We start from the raw sequence: 15,571 nt of genomic DNA, 5'->3' as shown, positions 1-15,571 counted from the left end.
GGGCTAAAATGATTTTTATTTTAGCCCTTTGTCTTCTTTTAGCGTGAAAAGAACTTCACCCATTCCGTTCATGGAAGCCATTTCTTCGTATGAGTCATGAAGCAAACGCACACGATAAGACTGTTCCGCAAAAGGTGGTTGAGCACATTTTGAGAACATGCCGAGAACTTGAAGGAATGACGATCTATACAGATGAGCTGTCCCAATCGCTTGGTTCCATAAAAGATATTTGCTTTTTAGCCGGAGGCAGCTGCGGAGGATATGTGTTAGAGGGGAAAAAGAAAGACTGTGCACTCGTTCCATTTTCTGCTTTTGATCAGCTGACAGACAAAGGTTTGTATGTGAGCTGCCAGGAGGGAGTGGGCATGGATTCCTCTGCTCCATTCTTGTTATTTTCGAAATTAAAGAAGAAAATGATGCAGTCGCCTGATGGTGAAAATTTAGGTATTTTGGAAGATGTATACTTTTGCTCAAATTCGGGCACAATCGTAGCATATGAACTCTCGGATGGCTTCTTTACAGAGCTATCAGGGATTCGGAAACAGCTGCAGGCTGCCGGAACCTTGATGAACGTTCAAAAGGAAGCACTGGTTCTAAACCGAACGTAAAGAGGTGCTGATTATGCTCATTTGCCCAAATTGCAAATGTAAAGACATCGGAAAAATTGGGGTCAATCAATATTATTGCTGGGGCTGTTTTATTGAATTGACGCTGTCAAAAGGCAAAATATCTACACACCAAGTGGAGGAAGACGGGACACTAAGCAGCTTAGATGATCTGTTTAGTGACGATGAACGTTCAATTCAACTATAAGTGTTAAGGGGGAATTTCGAATGGGCAAAATGACTTCTTCACTATTAACGCTTGGTGCAGGTGCACTCGCATATCACTTTGCAAGCCGATATGATATGCCATCAAAGCGGGATATGAAAAAGCTAAGAAAACGTGTTATGAGAATGATGTAAACAAAAAGGGCTAAAATGATCTTCATTTTAGCCCTTTGTTTTGCGTGATAGCCAACCGGTCTATACGCTGGCATTCGCCAAGAGCGGATGTTCTTTTTATGCCTGCCTGTATTCTAATCGTCTTGCAAGAATGGATAAGCTGAAATTGACGACAAAATACATCATAGCTGCCAATAAGAAAATCGGCAGTAAATAGGATTGGCTTTGACCGTTTAATATTTGAGCGTGATGTAATAATTCTGGAAGCGCAATGACAACGGCAAGCGACGTATCTTTCAAAAGAGATATGAACTGACTGACAATTGGCGGCACCATTCGGCGCAGAGCCTGCGGCATAATAATCATTTTTAATGTTTGAATATAGGTTAAACCAGAAGACCTGGCTGCTTCGATCTGCCCCTTATCAATTGATTTAAGACCGCTCCGAATAATTTCTGACAGCATCGCGGATTCAAACACGGTTAAAGCCGCAATAGCAGAGGCTGTGATACTCAGCTTGATGCCGATCTCAGGCAATGCAAAATACGTGAAAAAGATGATCAGCAAAAGCGGCAGGTTCCGAATGGTTTCTACAACAACCGCAAGCACCTTTGATAAAACCGGAATTTGAGCGAACCGTAATGTGCCAACGACTAATCCAATGATAAAGCTCAAAATGATGGAGATAAAAGCCACTTTTAAGGTGACAGCAAATCCTTCAAGTAAAAAGGCGAGATGATCAGGCTGGTAGGCACCTATAAAATCCATGATGTTTCCTCCTTTCTAGTGGCTTCTTGCTAATCTTCTTTCTAAATAACCAACACCTAGACTGAGCGGAATGGTTAATAGCAGATAGAACATCGCAACAAAGATGTAGACATCAAACGTCACAAATGTTCTAGATGCAATAAGGTCTCCTTGATACATGAGATCAAACCCTGCAATGACACCTAAAATAGAGGAGTTTTTAACAAGGTTTATAAATTGATTCCCAAGAGGAGGAATGACGATTTTAATTGCCTGCGGCAAAATGATATACCGCATCGTCCCACCATATGACAGACCTGAGGCGCGGGCTGCTTCCATTTGTCCAAGGGGCACAGCTTGTATCCCTGCACGAATGGCTTCAGCAATAAAGGCAGAGGTATAAATGGCAAGAGCAATCGTACCAGCAGTAAAGCCATCTGCTACAATACCTAACACGGGTAAACCAAAGAAGAAAACAAAGGTGATCAATAATAACGGAATATTCCGAATAAATTCCACGTAAGCCGTCCCTAACCAGTTAAGCGGCCTGAGTGGCGCAATTCTCATAATGGCAATGAGTGTACCGATCAAAAAGCTTCCAATCAGAGCAATCACACTTGCACCAATGGTATATTTAAAGCCTTCTAAATAAAGATGAACATTTTCAGTGAGAATGGAAAACCGCAGCAATCAGTTCACTTCCTTCCTGATCAACAGGGGAGCCATGGAGCGGCTCACCTGAGGCATCGATCTTGACGAAACAAACGTTATTCTTTGATCCATTTTTTAAGAATCTTGTCATACTCTCCATTGTCTTTTAACGTTTTTAAGGCTTTATTGATCGCATCTGTTAATTCTTGATCGCCTTTTTTCACAGCAATGCCATAAGGCTCATCTGTAAAGGTGCCGCCGACCACTTCGTAATTTGAATCCTCATCTGCCATACCAAATAAGATCGCATTATCAGTTGTCAGCACTTGCCCTTGATTTGATTTTAATGCTGTAAAAGCCTCCTGATAGTTCTCAAATTCTAATACGGATGCTTCAGGTGCTTTCTCGCGGATATTTTGAGAAGAAGTAGATCCTTTCACGGCCAGCACCTTCGTTCCTTTTTTAAGATCATCAATGGATTGAATGTCGCTTCCTTTTTTCACAAGCAGTGATTGTCCTGCTTCAAAGTAAACATCTGAGAAATTGACTTCTTTTTTACGCTCTTCTGTAATTGTCATGGTCGCAACAATCGCATGGATATCCCCTTTTTGAAGCAAAGGAATTCTTGTTTTAGATGTCACTTCCTTAAATTCTGCTTTTCCTTCATCGCCGAGTATTTCTTTTGTAATGGCTTTTGCAATGTCAATATCAAATCCTTCAATATCACCGCTGCTCGGATTTTTTAAACCGAATAAACGTGTGTCATTTTTTACACCGAAAATGATTTTTTTGTCTTTCTTAATGGCTTCTAAAGAACTTCCTTGTTTTGCATCAGTTGACCCTTTTTCAGTAGATCCACAAGCAGCCAAAGCGGCGATGCAGCAAGTCATAAAGAGCAGCAGGCCAAAGCGTTTCATTTTTTTCATCAAACCATTCCCCCTAGTGATTTAATATACGGCTTAAAAATAATTGAGCACGTTTCTCTTGCGGTTTTTCATAAAATGCAGCCGGTGTTGATTCTTCAAGAATTCTGCCTTCATCAATAAAGACAATACGGTCAGCCACTTCGCGGGCAAAGCCCATCTCATGTGTGACGACAACCATGGTCATGCCTTCACGAGCCAGCTGCTTCATCACATCTAATACCTCGCCGATCATCTCTGGATCAAGTGCAGATGTCGGTTCGTCGAAAAGCATCACCTCCGGCTTCATCGCAAGCCCTCTTGCAATGGCAACGCGCTGCTGCTGTCCGCCCGAGAGTCGTGAAGGGTAGGTGTCTGCCTTTTCAGGAATGCCGACTTTATTTAAATAAAATTCAGCTGTTTCCTTTGCTTCTTCCTTGCTCACTTTTTTGACCTTCATCGGCGCAAGCATAATGTTTTCAAGCACCGTCTTATGCGGATAGAGGTGAAAATGCTGAAAGACCATTCCGATATTTTGCCTGACAAGATTGATGTTGGTCTTCGGATGCTGAACAGACACTTGGTTGACGAGAACTTTTCCCGCATCAATGCTTTCAAGACGATTGATACACCTGAGCATCGTGCTTTTACCAGACCCTGAAGGACCGATGATCACAACAACCTCCCCTTTTTGAATATGTAGGTTAATGTCCTTAAGTACATGGAACTGGCCATAATGCTTGTTGACTTCTTCGAATGTGATCATGAAGAACCTCCTCTTGTGTTTCATTGGCTAAAGCTAAAGTGGATTCTAGCACAACTTGTGTAAAAAGAAGTAAATAATGGAATATTTTCTGACGAGATTTTACAGCAAACAGTGACTTTGGATGGAGCTGTATGTTTCATGTGTATTCATTTTTAACAAAGTTAGGACAAATTTTATTTACGTGGATAATTGCAGAAGATGGTTAAACAATAAGAAAAGAGGTGAAAAAGGTGAAGAAACGTCCGATCCAATTTCTAATATATGCTGCAGGGGTCCTGCTTGTCCTTGCATCCTTGCTCATTTTACTGCAGCTCGACGAGTTATGGATGCCTGTTTTTTTATTGCTGAAGGCGGTTCTCATTCCGCTTCTCATCGCTATTTTTATTTCTTATCTGCTTTATCCGATTGTGGAAAGACTGCATGCACGAGGGCTGCCGAGAACAGTCAGTCTCTTACTCATCTATGTCCTGTTTTTTGGCGGGATTGGTTTTGCGGTATATAAAGGAGCGCCTGTTATGATCGCACAGTTAAATGAGCTGTCAGAACAAATTCCTGTCATCGCTGAAACGTATAATGGCGCATTATCACATATTCATCATCATACGAGCCACTGGCCTGACGGACTTCATGACCGCTTGGACCGCTTCATTGTTCAATCGGAGACATATGCAGCCAATAGCGCTGAGCGGATGATTCTTAGCTGTAAAGTTTTATTTGATTACGCTTTAGTTGCAGCACTCATCCCTTTTCTTGTTTTTTATATGGTAAAAGACATGAACACGATGAAGCGGGCGGCATGGTATTTAACGCCGCCGTCATTTAGGAAGAGGGGGCATGCCTTTGTGAAAGCAGTGGATGAATCGCTTGGTGATTATATTCGAGGGCAGCTGCTTGTCTGTTCTTTAATCGGGGGTGCAGCAGCCATTGTGCTTTGGCTTTTTCATATCCCGTATCCGCTCGTTCTTGGCATGCTGATAGGAGCAACGAACGTGATTCCGTATTTTGGACCGATAATTGGCGCAGTTCCTGCCATCTTTATTGCGTTTACTATTTCGGTGAAATCGGTCATCATTGTATTGATCACAGTAGCAGTGCTGCAATTTTTAGAGAGCAATGTTCTCAGCCCGATCATTGTAGGACGAAGTCTTCATATGCATCCTGTCGTTATTATGCTTGTCTTGCTTGCAGGAGGGGAGCTGTTTGGCTTAATTGGGATGATTTTAGCTGTACCAGCAGCTGCGATTATCAGGGTGATCATTGTGCAATATATCCTGATGAGACGAAGCGTTCATTGACAAGACGAGCCGAGTTGTCTATAATAATTTCGATTCATACATATTGAAATTCAATGACGGACCCGAGTACGTTAAAAAGCTGTTGCAGAGAGAGGCTTTATTTGCTGAGAAAAGCCTTATCAGACCTTTAACGGAAGCTAGTCCCGAGTGCAGATAAACACTGCCGCTCTCTTCCGGCGTTATCGGATGTGAAGGTGATAGACGAATGTGTCTATAATCAGGGTGGTACCGCGAGAACATCTCGTCCCTGTGTAAGTCGTTTTGTGCTTGCATAGGGCGGGATGTTTTTTCGTTTGTGTGGAGATTGATGAATGATAAGGGAGGATTTTTGAATGAAAACTTTAACTTCAGCTCAAGTACGTCAAATGTTTTTAGACTTTTTTAAAGAAAAAGGACATGCTGTAGAACCGAGTGCGTCACTTGTACCGCATGACGATCCAACACTTTTATGGATCAACAGTGGGGTGGCAACATTAAAAAAATACTTTGATGGCCGCGTCGTACCTGACAATCCGCGTATTTGCAACGCGCAAAAATCGATTCGTACGAATGATATTGAAAATGTAGGGAAGACAGCACGTCATCACACGTTCTTTGAAATGCTTGGCAACTTCTCTATTGGTGATTATTTTAAAGAAGAGGCCATTGAATGGGCGTGGGAATTCCTCACAAGTGAAGAGTGGATTGGCTTTGATCCGAATTTGTTATCTGTGACAGTCCACCCAGAGGACGAAGAAGCATATATCCTTTGGAGAGATAAAATTGGTGTGCCTGAAGAACGTATTATTCGTCTTGAAGGCAACTTCTGGGATATTGGCGAGGGCCCAAGCGGACCGAATACAGAAATTTTCTATGACCGCGGTGAATCATACGGTGACGACATGAACGATCCAGAATTATATCCAGGCGGAGAAAACGAGCGTTATCTAGAAGTATGGAATCTCGTGTTCTCTGAATTCAACCATAATCCAGATGGATCATACACTCCACTGCCGAAGAAAAACATTGATACAGGGATGGGCCTTGAACGAATGGTATCTGTCATTCAAAATGTGCCAACGAACTTCGATACAGACCTTTTCATGCCGATTATTCGTGCAGTCGAAACCATTTCTGGAGAAAGCTATGGTTTGGCGAAGGAAAAAGATACAGCATTTAAAGTCATTGCTGACCACATCCGGACAGTTGCCTTTGCTGTAAGTGACGGAGCACTTCCTTCCAATGAAGGCCGCGGATATGTATTAAGACGTTTGCTGCGCCGCGCTGTGCGTTATGCAAAAACGATCCATATCCACCGTCCGTTTATGTATGATCTAGTGCCAGTTGTTGCTGAGATCATGAAGGATTTCTACCCAGATGTACAAGCAAAAGAAGAATTTATTGCGAAAGTCATCAAAAACGAAGAGGAACGTTTCCACGAAACACTGAACGAAGGGTTAGCTATTTTGTCAGAAGTGATTAAAAAAGAAAGAGACAAAGGAAGCTCACAGATTTCAGGTGAAGATGTATTTAAGCTGTATGACACGTATGGATTCCCTGTCGAGCTGACAGAAGAATATGCAGAAGATGAGAACATGACAGTTGATCGAGAAGGCTTTCAAGCGGAAATGGAGAAGCAGCGTGAACGGGCAAGAAATGCGAGACAAGATGTCGGCAGTATGCAGGTTCAAGGCGGCGCATTAGGCGATATTAAAGTGGAAAGTACCTTTGTTGGCTACGAAAATTTAACTGCGGATACTCGCATTATCGAATTGCTTCAAAATGGTGAAATTGTCTCGGAAGCACATGAAGGAGACACGGTGCAAATCTTGTTAGATGAAACACCTTTCTATGCGGAAAGCGGCGGACAAGTAGCGGATAAAGGAACACTAAAAAGTGCAGAAGCCATCATTGAGATCAAAGATGTGAAAAAAGCGCCAAACGGTCAGCATGTCCATGAAGGAGTCGTTGTAAGCGGTACGGCTCAAAAAGGTCTCGAGGTCACTGCTGAAGTGGAATCAGCTCTTCGAAAAGGGATTGTCAAAAACCATACAGCGACACACCTTCTGCATCAGGCGCTCAAAGATGTATTAGGAAGCCACGTAAACCAAGCAGGTTCATTGGTAAATGAAAACAGACTTCGCTTTGATTTCTCTCACTTTGGACAAGTGACGAAAGAAGAATTGTCTCAAATTGAAAAAATCGTCAACGAAAAAATTTGGGAAGGCATCTCTGTTGCCATTGACCTGAAACCAATTGCTGAAGCAAAAGAAATGGGTGCAATGGCGCTCTTTGGCGAGAAGTATGGCGATATTGTCCGTGTTGTCCAAGTGGGCGATTACAGCATCGAGCTATGCGGCGGCTGTCACGTGCAAAACACTGCGGAAATCGGTTTGTTTAAAATTGCATCTGAGTCGGGTATTGGTGCTGGAACACGCCGTATTGAAGCTGTGACTGGTAAAGGCGCTTATGAAGAATTAAATGACCAGCTGGCGATTTTAGAACAGGCAGCAAATGAGCTGAAGTCAAATACGAAGGATGTACCAAAACGGATTGCTTCATTACAGGCAGATTTAAAAGAGGCTCAAAGAGAAAACGAATCTCTCCTTGCGAAATTAAGCCAAGCAGAAGCTGGCTCTATTTTAGAGAAAGTGACAGAAGTTGGCGGAGTGAAAGTATTAACTGAAAAAGTAAATGCTAAAGACATGAACCATTTAAGAACAATGGTTGATGACTTAAAAGCTAAATTAGGATCAGCTGTCATCGTCCTGGGAGCCGTTCAAAACGGAAAAGTAAACATTTCAGCAGGAGTAACAAAAGACGTGATCGAAAAAGGTCTGCATGCAGGGAAGCTTGTGAAGCAAGCAGCTGAAATCTGCGGCGGAGGCGGAGGCGGACGTCCAGACATGGCACAAGCAGGCGGAAAACAACCAGAAAAGCTTGAAGAAGCACTGGCAACTGTCGAAGAATCTGTCAAATCCGTTTTATAATCAGGCAATGTAGTGTAGAATAATGGTATTAGATGAGCGGTTAGAAAAAAGCTTGCTAGTAGAATGTTGGAAGAGAGGTGCAAGAAGCAGTGAGTTCATTTGATAAGACAATGAAGTTTAACTTCTCTGATGATTCAGCTGAAACCAATGTGAATGAAGTGCTCATTACAGTTCATGACGCACTCCAAGAAAAAGGATACAACCCGATCAATCAAATTGTCGGATACTTGCTGTCAGGCGACCCTGCTTATATTCCAAGACATCAGGATGCACGCAACCTAATTCGTAAACTAGAACGAGACGAATTAATTGAGGAATTGGTTAAATCGTACTTAGAGACACATAAAGAGGCGTAAAACATGAGAATTTTGGGCTTAGATTTAGGCACGAAAACCCTTGGTGTTGCGATCAGTGATGAAATGGGATGGACAGCGCAAGGGGTTGAAACAATTAAAATTGATGAAGCAGGCGGAGACTTTGGTCTCAGCCGCCTGTCTGAGATCATAGCGGAATACGGAGCGGATAAAATTGTACTTGGCTTTCCAAAAAATATGAACGGTACGGTCGGTCCTAGAGGCGAAGCCAGCCAATCATTTGCGAAAGTGCTAGAAAACACGTACAATGTTCCTGTTGTGCTTTGGGACGAGCGTCTGTCAACAATGGCAGCGGAAAAAATGCTCATCTCTGCAGATGTGAGCAGACAAAAGCGTAAAAAAGTCATTGATAAAATGGCGGCTGTCATGATCCTGCAAGGATATTTAGACAGCTTAAATTAAAATGAGGTGAATCAAATGGAACACGGAGAAAAGCAAATTACAATCGTTGATGATAATGGAAATGAACAGCTTTGCGAAGTACTATTTACTTTTGAAAGCGACCATTTTAACAAATCGTATGTCCTTTACTACCCAATTTCTGAACAAGACAATGAGGAAATTGAAATTCATGCATCAAGCTTTACACCGAATGAAGACGGTGAAGATGGCGAGCTAGAGCCGATTGAAACAGATGAAGAATGGGACATGATTGAAGAAACGTTAAATACGTTCTTAGATCAAGAAGACGAAGAATAGAACAAATAAAAGGCCTGTGAACAGATCTTCTTGATCTTTCTTCACAGGTCTTTTTTTACGATCAATATGTTAACTTAATTTTATTTTATGTTGACATAATGAATTGTACCTTTTACTCTGTTTTTAACAATAAATTGAGTGAGGGGCATGGAGATTGAAAATACAAGATATGATGCAAATAGCGTTAATGACAGCGGTCATCGGGATGTTAGGCTTGATCCCGCCGATTTTACTTACATTTACACCTGTACCGATTACATTGCAAACCGCAGGTCTTTTGCTTGCTGGGGGGCTGTTAAAGCCAAAACAAGCACTGATCAGTTTATGTCTTTTTCTTTTGGTTGTGGCAGCAGGCGCACCTCTTTTGTCAGGCGGGAGAGGCGGGATAGGGGTCTTCTTTGGTCCAAGCGGTGGTTTTCTTCTTGCTTATCCTGTTGCTGCCTTCATGATCAGCTTATGGGTGAACCGGCTGAAAAAAGTAACCGCACTGCGTCTTTTTGTGATCTATGCGGTTTGCAGTATTGTGATTTTGTATATGTGCGGCATCCCCTTTCAAGCCATGATGATGCATATTAAGGTGTCGCAGGCCGCTTTCCTTAGTTTGATTTATCTTCCAGGTGATCTCATCAAAGCGGGAATGTGTGCTGTCTTTACGGTTAAAATCATACAGGCCATGTCATATCGAAAAAGGGATCTGCATAAAGGGAGGCGTGCGGTTTGATCAGAATAACGGAAAGCTATGCAGTACATGCAGAAATGAAACCAGATCAGATTGCCATCATAGATGAGCAAGAAAGCATTACATATCAAGATTGGTACGAACGTGTACAGAGATCAGCGCAGTGGTTACAAGGAACGGCTCATCAGCAAAAAAGAATCGCTTTTTTATTATCAAATGGTGCTTCTTTTTTGCAACTATTTGCGGGCGCTGCTTGTGCAGGGTGGACAGCCGTTCCGCTTGATCCGAGATGGAGTCATGAAGAATGTGTTGAAAAGCTCTTGTTAAGTGAGGCGGATCTCGCCATTATAGAGGATCGATTGATGAAAAGATTTGAACAAAGCAGCGTAGACATACCGATTATTTCTTTATCTGAATGGAAGGAAAGAATGAGCCTTCTCACAGACAGTCCAGATAACAGCTGCGATACCGAGAAGGATCCTGTCTTTTATATGGGATTTACGTCAGGATCAACAGGCTCACCGAAAGCCTTTATTAGGCGTCAGCAGTCTTGGATCGAGAGCTTTCGAATGACCACCGCTTCATTTGGAATCACTCATCAAGATCATGCTCTTATATTAGGTACACTTTTATCCTCTCACTTTTTATATGGTGCCATCAGTACATTATACTTTGGCGGCACAGTGACGCTTTTAGAAAAATTTGTGCCAGTAAAAGCGAAGAAAGCCTTAGAGACAGGTGATATCACCGTGATGTATACTGTCCCAACAATGACAGAAACGTTACTACAAATCGAAGCTTTTAGAGAAGACAATCCGCTTCTTGTCATGTCATCGGGAGCAGATTGGAGCATCTCTTCAAAAGAACAGCTCGTCACCAATTATCCACATGTCACTTTTTTTGATTTTTATGGCACATCAGAGTTAAGTTTTGTCTCTTATTTGTCTTCAAATGACTTTATGCAAAAACCTTCTTCTGTTGGACGGCCTTTCTCCTCCATTCAAGTAGAAGTAAGGCGGCCTGATCAATCTGTCTGTCAGCCAAATGAAACAGGAAGAATTTATGTAAAGAGCCCAATGACTTTTTCAGGTTACTTGCATGAGCAGAAACCGCCGGAGGAGTGGCTGACAGTTTACGATATGGGATGGTTGGATGAAGACGGTTATCTGTATATGAGCGGTCGTGAAAATGGCATGATTGTCTATGGAGGACTAAATATTTTCCCAGAGGAAATTGAGCGTGTGCTAAATGAACAGCCAGAGGTAAAACGGTCGATTGTGGTTGGCGTTCCTGACCCATATTGGGGTGAAATCCCTGTTGCCATACTGGAGCAAGTGCCGCAAATAAAGGCGGTTCGACTAGCTGTTAAAGAAAAGCTGGCGGCCTACAAGGTACCAAAAAAATGGCTTGTGATTGATCAAATGATTGAAACATCCGGCGGAAAAATAGCCCGCGCGAGCATGAAAAAGTGGGCGGAGGAGCAATTGTCATGCAAGCAGTGATCGTAGAAGCAAAACGAACACCCTTCGGTGACAAAAATGGGATGCTGAAAAATTATCGCCCAGAGCAATTAGCCGCTCCCCTTATTCGGCATTTGTCTCAGATCATGACACCGGATGACGTCATATTAGGCAATGTCGTCGGAGGCGGTGGAAATATGGCCCGTCTGTCCTCATTAGAAGCAGGTCTTCCTTTACACGTTCCTGGTATGACAATTGACAGGCAGTGTGCCTCTGGTCTTGAAGCGATCCGAACAGCTTGCGTCATGGTTCAATCGGGGGAGGGCACGATGTATATCGCTGGCGGGACTGAGAGCATTTCCAGCTCACCAATGAAAGAGAGAGCACGCTTTTCACCGGAGCGGATAGGAGATCCGCATATGGGAGAAGCAGCAGAGCTGACCGCGTCGGCATTTTCTGTTACGAGAAAAGAACAAGATGACTATGCCCTTTTGAGCTGGGAAAGAAGTTTAGCGGCATTCACACATGGTACATATTCAGAAGAAATCGTTTCGATTGACGGGATGAACATAGATGAAGCGGCTGCTAAAATAAGACCGATGGCAAAGCTGATCAAGCGGGCAAAGTCTGTATTTTTACCGGGAAAAGGAACTGTGACTGCCGCCAATAGCTGTAAGGAAGCAGACGGAGCAGCCGCCGTCGCTGTGATGGAAAGATCGCTAGCGGAAGCAAGTGGATATAAGGTGATGCTACGGTATGCCGGAAGTGCTGTGACAGCGATACATCCTCATTTTCCAGCTGCTTCACCAATTGATGCGATCAAGAAGCTTTTACATCAAGAGAACATCAAGGCAGAGGAAGTGGCGCTATTTGAAATCAATGAAGCGTTTGCGCTGAAAGCTGCACTTATTGCCCGGACGCTAGGGATACCATATGACCGAATCAATAGAAGAGGCGGTGCACTTTGCCTTGGGCATCCTTACAGCGCGTCAGGAGCTGCTATGATGGTGAGATTATTTTATGAAGGGCGCGCCTTACCGAATGGAAGCTATGTCATGGCTGCTATTGGAAGTGGTGGCGGCATTGGTTTAGCCGTGTTATGTCAAGTTCTGTCATGACATGCATAAGCAAGGAATTGCCGAACTCCGTCGAATCATGTACTATAAAAGCTAGATGTGAGGAGGGCCATGCATGTTTTCAGAACAAAAGAAACGACCATTCTTCAAGAGAAAAATGGGGATCGTCCTGTTATCTGTCCTTGCTGTCATCATCATTGCAGCATTATCAGGCTTTTTATATGTTAAATCAGCACTCGGACCGGTCGATCAAAAAAGCAAACAAACCATTAATATTCATATTCCAAATGGGACATCTGTCCGCGAAATTGCAGGCATTTTAAAAGAAAATGGGCTCATTTCGAATGACACGATTTTCACTTATTATGCAAAATACAAAAAGGCGTCCGGCTTTAAAGCGGGATATTTCCATTTAAAACAAACAATGGACGCAGACACGCTGATCAAAAAGCTGACATCTGGCGGGACAGATTACGCCTTTCAGCTTGTGATTCCAGAGGGAAGACAGCTGTCTGATATTGCAGTCATTATTGCAAATCAGACGAATTTTTCAGCGAAGGAAGTTGAAGCGAAGCTGGATGATCCTGCTTTTATTCAAACGTTAATGAAAAAATATCCGAAAACCGTGACATCACAAGTGAATGGAAAACAGGTGAAACATCCGTTGGAAGGTTATTTATTCCCTGCTACGTATCCATTTTATCGTGAGGATGAATCGCTCGAAACGATCATTGAAACGATGATTAAACAAACAGATCAATACGTGAAAACGTATGAAAAAGACATGAAAAAGAGAAACATGTCCATACATGATGTGTTAACGATGGCTTCACTGATTGAAATGGAAGCAACAGAAAAGACAGATCGGGCAAAAATCTCAAGTGTATTCTATAACCGGTTGAAAAAAGATATGCCGCTTCAAACTGATCCAACCGTTCTTTATGCACTTGGTGAGCATAAAACCCGCGTGTATTACAAAGACCTAAAAGTGAAATCTCCTTATAACACGTATAACAACAAAGGGCTGCCGCCTGGACCTATTGCAAATGCGGGTGAATCCTCTTGGAAAGCCGCACTGCTTCCAGAGAAAACGGATTACGTTTACTTCCTTGCGAAGAAAAATGGAGAAGTCGTATTTACGAAAACGTTAAATGAGCATAATAAAGCAAAAGCGAAATACATCACAGGCAGCAATTAATGGACAAGTGAATCGAAAAAGACTGTAGACAATATGAGATTGCCTGCAGTTTTTTTCGTTGGAATCTCCATTTTATAGGTTCGCAATTGCCACTTCTTTGTGGTAAAATATATCGGGTTGTTTTTACTTAGATGAACGAAAGATTGACGAGAAAGAGAGCTGCAATAGGCAGGACTCTTCTTTTTCAGGTCATGAAGGAGCTAGACAGATAATGACTATCGAAGATGATCGAATAAATGATTATATTGAACATTTAATTCACCCAAGTCCTGATGCAATCGCTCAATTAGAGATCTATGCAAAAGAGCATCATGTACCAATTATGGAAAAGGTGAGCATCGAGCTTTTATTGCAGCTGCTTTCGATGAAACAGCCGAAGAAAATTCTTGAGGTCGGGACAGCGATTGGCTATTCAGCAATTCGAATGGCAACAGCTCTTCCAGATGCTGAGATTTATACGATTGAGCGAAATGCAAAGCGCTATGAAGAAGCAACACGGAACATTGAGGAATTAAAGTTAAAAGAAAGAATACACGTGTTTTTTGGTGATGCGATGGAATCGGCTAAAACGGTCCAAACGATGGCGCCCTATGATGTGATCTTTATTGATGCCGCAAAAGGGCAGTACAAGCGTTTCTTTGAATTGTTTGAACCGATGCTCGCTCACGACGGAATGATTATCACAGACAATGTCTTATTCAAAGGCTTAGTGGCAACGAATTATGAAGAAGAAATTGAAGATAAACGAAAAAAACAATTAATTGGAAAAATTGATCGATACAATCAATGGCTCGTGTCAAACCCTGATTTCCAAACGTGCATTATTCCAGTTGGAGACGGGATCGCCATTAGTACAAAAAGAGGTGACCAATCATGAAGAAACCAGAATTGCTTGTGACGCCAAGCAGCGTGTCAGACGTACTGCCATTAATTGAGGCAGGAGCTGATGCATTCTTAATAGGCGAACAAACATACGGTATTCGTCTTGCAGGTGAGTTTTCAAGAGAAGATGTGAAACAAACGGCTCTGCTTGCACATGCCCATCACAAAAAAGTGTATGTAGCGATGAATGCGATTTTTCATAATGACCGCGTGCAGCTGCTTGGAGATTATTTAACCTTTCTCGATTCATTAAACGTGGACGGCGTCGTCTTTGGAGACCCAGCCGTGATCATGGCCGCAAAGGAAACAGGAGTGAACCTGAATCTTCACTGGAGTACAGAAACGACTGGGACAAACTATTACACTTGTAACTACTGGGGCAGAAAAGGCGCATCGCGTGCTGTTCTTGCAAAAGAGCTGAATATGGACAGTGTGATCGACATCAAAGAAAATGCTGAGGTGGAGATTGAAATTCAAGTCCATGGCATGACATGTATGTTTCAATCGAAACGTACGCTCATCGGCAACTACTTTGAATACCAGGGCAAACAAATGGACGTCGAAGGCAGAAATATGGAGGAAGGGCTATTCCTGCATGACCAAGAGCGTCAAAACAAATATCCTATTTTCGAGGATGCAAACGGAACACATATTATGAGTCCAAATGATGTGTGTATGATTGACGAATTAGAAGAGTTTGTTGACGCAGGCATTGACTCATTTAAAATTGACGGAATTTTAAAGTCACTTTCTTATATGACAGAGGTGACATCACTTTATAGAAAAGCAATTGATTTACTAACGACTGACAAAGACGCGTATGAAGATCAGAAAGAGGACTGGGTGAAGCGGATTGAAGAGATTCAGCCAGTGAATCGTTCGATTGATACAGGGTTCTTCTTTAAAGAAACGGTTTATTAAGATAAGAG

The 15,571-nt window shown here is 42.5% G+C and carries 18 protein-coding genes and 1 other annotated feature; of the genes, 14 read left to right on the top strand and 4 right to left on the bottom strand.

Translation table 11 applies throughout. From position 1 onward, the window contains the following. Positions 1–89: 89 nt before the first annotated feature. Genes MHI23_RS12410 through MHI23_RS12400 form a run of 3 tightly spaced genes read left to right on the top strand, consistent with a single transcriptional unit; the run spans position 90 to position 965 of the window. Positions 90–608, top strand: a complete 519-nt coding sequence (locus MHI23_RS12410; RefSeq protein ID WP_051582016.1) for a PRC-barrel domain-containing protein — start codon at positions 90–92, stop codon at positions 606–608. A 13-nt stretch (positions 609–621) separates the two neighbouring features. Further along, a complete protein-coding gene (locus MHI23_RS12405) occupies positions 622–813 on the top strand; it encodes a hypothetical protein (protein ID WP_003216308.1) in 192 nt (63 codons plus the stop codon). Positions 814–833: 20 nt separating this feature from the next. Beyond that, complete coding sequence (locus MHI23_RS12400; RefSeq protein ID WP_003216198.1) at positions 834–965, top strand: YrzQ family protein; 132 nt, start codon at positions 834–836, stop codon at positions 963–965. 96 nt (positions 966–1,061) lie between these two features. Here MHI23_RS12400 and MHI23_RS12395 read toward each other — a convergent pair whose 3' ends face one another. The 4 genes from MHI23_RS12395 to MHI23_RS12380 form a co-directional block, all read right to left on the bottom strand. Next, complete coding sequence (locus MHI23_RS12395) at positions 1,062–1,712, bottom strand: amino acid ABC transporter permease (RefSeq protein ID WP_024427867.1); 651 nt, start codon at positions 1,710–1,712, stop codon at positions 1,062–1,064. A gap of 15 nt (positions 1,713–1,727) precedes the next feature. Beyond that, complete coding sequence (locus MHI23_RS12390; RefSeq protein ID WP_024427868.1) at positions 1,728–2,381, bottom strand: amino acid ABC transporter permease; 654 nt, start codon at positions 2,379–2,381, stop codon at positions 1,728–1,730. 77 nt (positions 2,382–2,458) lie between these two features. Continuing rightward, positions 2,459–3,268, bottom strand: a complete 810-nt coding sequence (locus MHI23_RS12385) for a transporter substrate-binding domain-containing protein (RefSeq protein ID WP_025092422.1) — start codon at positions 3,266–3,268, stop codon at positions 2,459–2,461. A 13-nt stretch (positions 3,269–3,281) separates the two neighbouring features. Continuing rightward, positions 3,282–4,010: an amino acid ABC transporter ATP-binding protein gene (locus MHI23_RS12380; RefSeq protein ID WP_024423116.1), complete on the bottom strand. Its 729-nt coding sequence runs from the start codon at positions 4,008–4,010 to the stop codon at positions 3,282–3,284. A 230-nt stretch (positions 4,011–4,240) separates the two neighbouring features. Between MHI23_RS12380 and MHI23_RS12375 the strand changes: the two genes are divergently transcribed. The 11 genes from MHI23_RS12375 to MHI23_RS12325 all read left to right on the top strand — a co-directional run bounded on the left by MHI23_RS12375 (position 4,241) and on the right by MHI23_RS12325 (position 15,563). Then, a complete protein-coding gene (locus tag MHI23_RS12375) occupies positions 4,241–5,305 on the top strand; it encodes an AI-2E family transporter (RefSeq protein ID WP_024423115.1) in 1,065 nt (354 codons plus the stop codon). 44 nt (positions 5,306–5,349) lie between these two features. After that, positions 5,350–5,557, top strand: a binding site (T-box leader). Between the two features lie 80 nt (positions 5,558–5,637). Next, positions 5,638–8,274, top strand: coding sequence for an alanine--tRNA ligase (gene alaS / locus MHI23_RS12370; protein WP_125586662.1), 2,637 nt, complete (start codon positions 5,638–5,640; stop codon positions 8,272–8,274). A gap of 89 nt (positions 8,275–8,363) precedes the next feature. Then, positions 8,364–8,630 carry an IreB family regulatory phosphoprotein gene (locus MHI23_RS12365; protein ID WP_008358522.1) on the top strand — a complete coding sequence of 89 codons (267 nt, stop codon included), beginning with the start codon at positions 8,364–8,366 and terminating at the stop codon, positions 8,628–8,630. A 3-nt stretch (positions 8,631–8,633) separates the two neighbouring features. Continuing rightward, the gene (gene ruvX / locus MHI23_RS12360) at positions 8,634–9,050 is read left to right on the top strand and encodes a Holliday junction resolvase RuvX (protein ID WP_025092420.1); all 417 of its coding nucleotides are present in this window, start codon (positions 8,634–8,636) and stop codon (positions 9,048–9,050) included. A 15-nt stretch (positions 9,051–9,065) separates the two neighbouring features. Continuing rightward, positions 9,066–9,347, top strand: a complete 282-nt coding sequence (locus MHI23_RS12355; RefSeq protein WP_024423112.1) for a DUF1292 domain-containing protein — start codon at positions 9,066–9,068, stop codon at positions 9,345–9,347. Between the two features lie 154 nt (positions 9,348–9,501). Further along, the gene (locus tag MHI23_RS12350) at positions 9,502–10,068 is read left to right on the top strand and encodes a biotin transporter BioY (RefSeq protein WP_041107025.1); all 567 of its coding nucleotides are present in this window, start codon (positions 9,502–9,504) and stop codon (positions 10,066–10,068) included. Then, entirely contained in the window at positions 10,068–11,528 is a 1,461-nt protein-coding gene (locus MHI23_RS12345) for an acyl-CoA synthetase (protein WP_342492475.1), read from the top strand. The genes MHI23_RS12350 and MHI23_RS12345 overlap by 1 nt, the downstream gene beginning before the upstream one ends. Beyond that, on the top strand, positions 11,516–12,604 hold the full coding sequence (locus tag MHI23_RS12340) for an acetyl-CoA C-acyltransferase (RefSeq protein ID WP_125586656.1): 1,089 nt from the start codon (positions 11,516–11,518) through the stop codon (positions 12,602–12,604). Before MHI23_RS12345 ends, MHI23_RS12340 begins: the two co-directional genes overlap by 13 nt. Before the next feature lie 73 nt (positions 12,605–12,677). After that, on the top strand, positions 12,678–13,760 hold the full coding sequence (gene mltG, locus MHI23_RS12335; protein WP_125586654.1) for an endolytic transglycosylase MltG: 1,083 nt from the start codon (positions 12,678–12,680) through the stop codon (positions 13,758–13,760). A gap of 211 nt (positions 13,761–13,971) precedes the next feature. After that, complete coding sequence (locus tag MHI23_RS12330; RefSeq protein ID WP_342491987.1) at positions 13,972–14,637, top strand: O-methyltransferase; 666 nt, start codon at positions 13,972–13,974, stop codon at positions 14,635–14,637. Beyond that, positions 14,634–15,563, top strand: a complete 930-nt coding sequence (locus MHI23_RS12325) for a peptidase U32 family protein (RefSeq protein ID WP_342491986.1) — start codon at positions 14,634–14,636, stop codon at positions 15,561–15,563. The genes MHI23_RS12330 and MHI23_RS12325 overlap by 4 nt, the downstream gene beginning before the upstream one ends. Positions 15,564–15,571: the final 8 nt, after the last annotated feature.

Origin of the sequence: Bacillus sp. FSL M7-0003, assembly GCF_038628485.1 — a bacterium.
GTDB lineage: Bacteria > Bacillota > Bacilli > Bacillales > Bacillaceae > Bacillus > Bacillus safensis.
This window is presented reverse-complemented; position numbering and strand designations above follow the sequence as displayed.

Coding starts and splice junctions, on each gene's coding strand:
- MHI23_RS12410 (WP_051582016.1), top strand. CDS start 90: ATGAGTCATGAAGCAAACGCACACGATAAGACTGTTCCGCAAAAGGTG.
- MHI23_RS12405 (WP_003216308.1), top strand. CDS start 622: ATGCTCATTTGCCCAAATTGCAAATGTAAAGACATCGGAAAAATTGGG.
- MHI23_RS12400 (WP_003216198.1), top strand. CDS start 834: ATGGGCAAAATGACTTCTTCACTATTAACGCTTGGTGCAGGTGCACTC.
- MHI23_RS12395 (WP_024427867.1), bottom strand. CDS start 1,712: ATGGATTTTATAGGTGCCTACCAGCCTGATCATCTCGCCTTTTTACTT.
- MHI23_RS12385 (WP_025092422.1), bottom strand. CDS start 3,268: ATGAAAAAAATGAAACGCTTTGGCCTGCTGCTCTTTATGACTTGCTGC.
- MHI23_RS12380 (WP_024423116.1), bottom strand. CDS start 4,010: ATGATCACATTCGAAGAAGTCAACAAGCATTATGGCCAGTTCCATGTA.
- alaS (WP_125586662.1), top strand. CDS start 5,638: ATGAAAACTTTAACTTCAGCTCAAGTACGTCAAATGTTTTTAGACTTT.
- ruvX (WP_025092420.1), top strand. CDS start 8,634: ATGAGAATTTTGGGCTTAGATTTAGGCACGAAAACCCTTGGTGTTGCG.
- MHI23_RS12355 (WP_024423112.1), top strand. CDS start 9,066: ATGGAACACGGAGAAAAGCAAATTACAATCGTTGATGATAATGGAAAT.
- MHI23_RS12340 (WP_125586656.1), top strand. CDS start 11,516: ATGCAAGCAGTGATCGTAGAAGCAAAACGAACACCCTTCGGTGACAAA.
- mltG (WP_125586654.1), top strand. CDS start 12,678: ATGTTTTCAGAACAAAAGAAACGACCATTCTTCAAGAGAAAAATGGGG.
- MHI23_RS12330 (WP_342491987.1), top strand. CDS start 13,972: ATGACTATCGAAGATGATCGAATAAATGATTATATTGAACATTTAATT.
- MHI23_RS12325 (WP_342491986.1), top strand. CDS start 14,634: ATGAAGAAACCAGAATTGCTTGTGACGCCAAGCAGCGTGTCAGACGTA.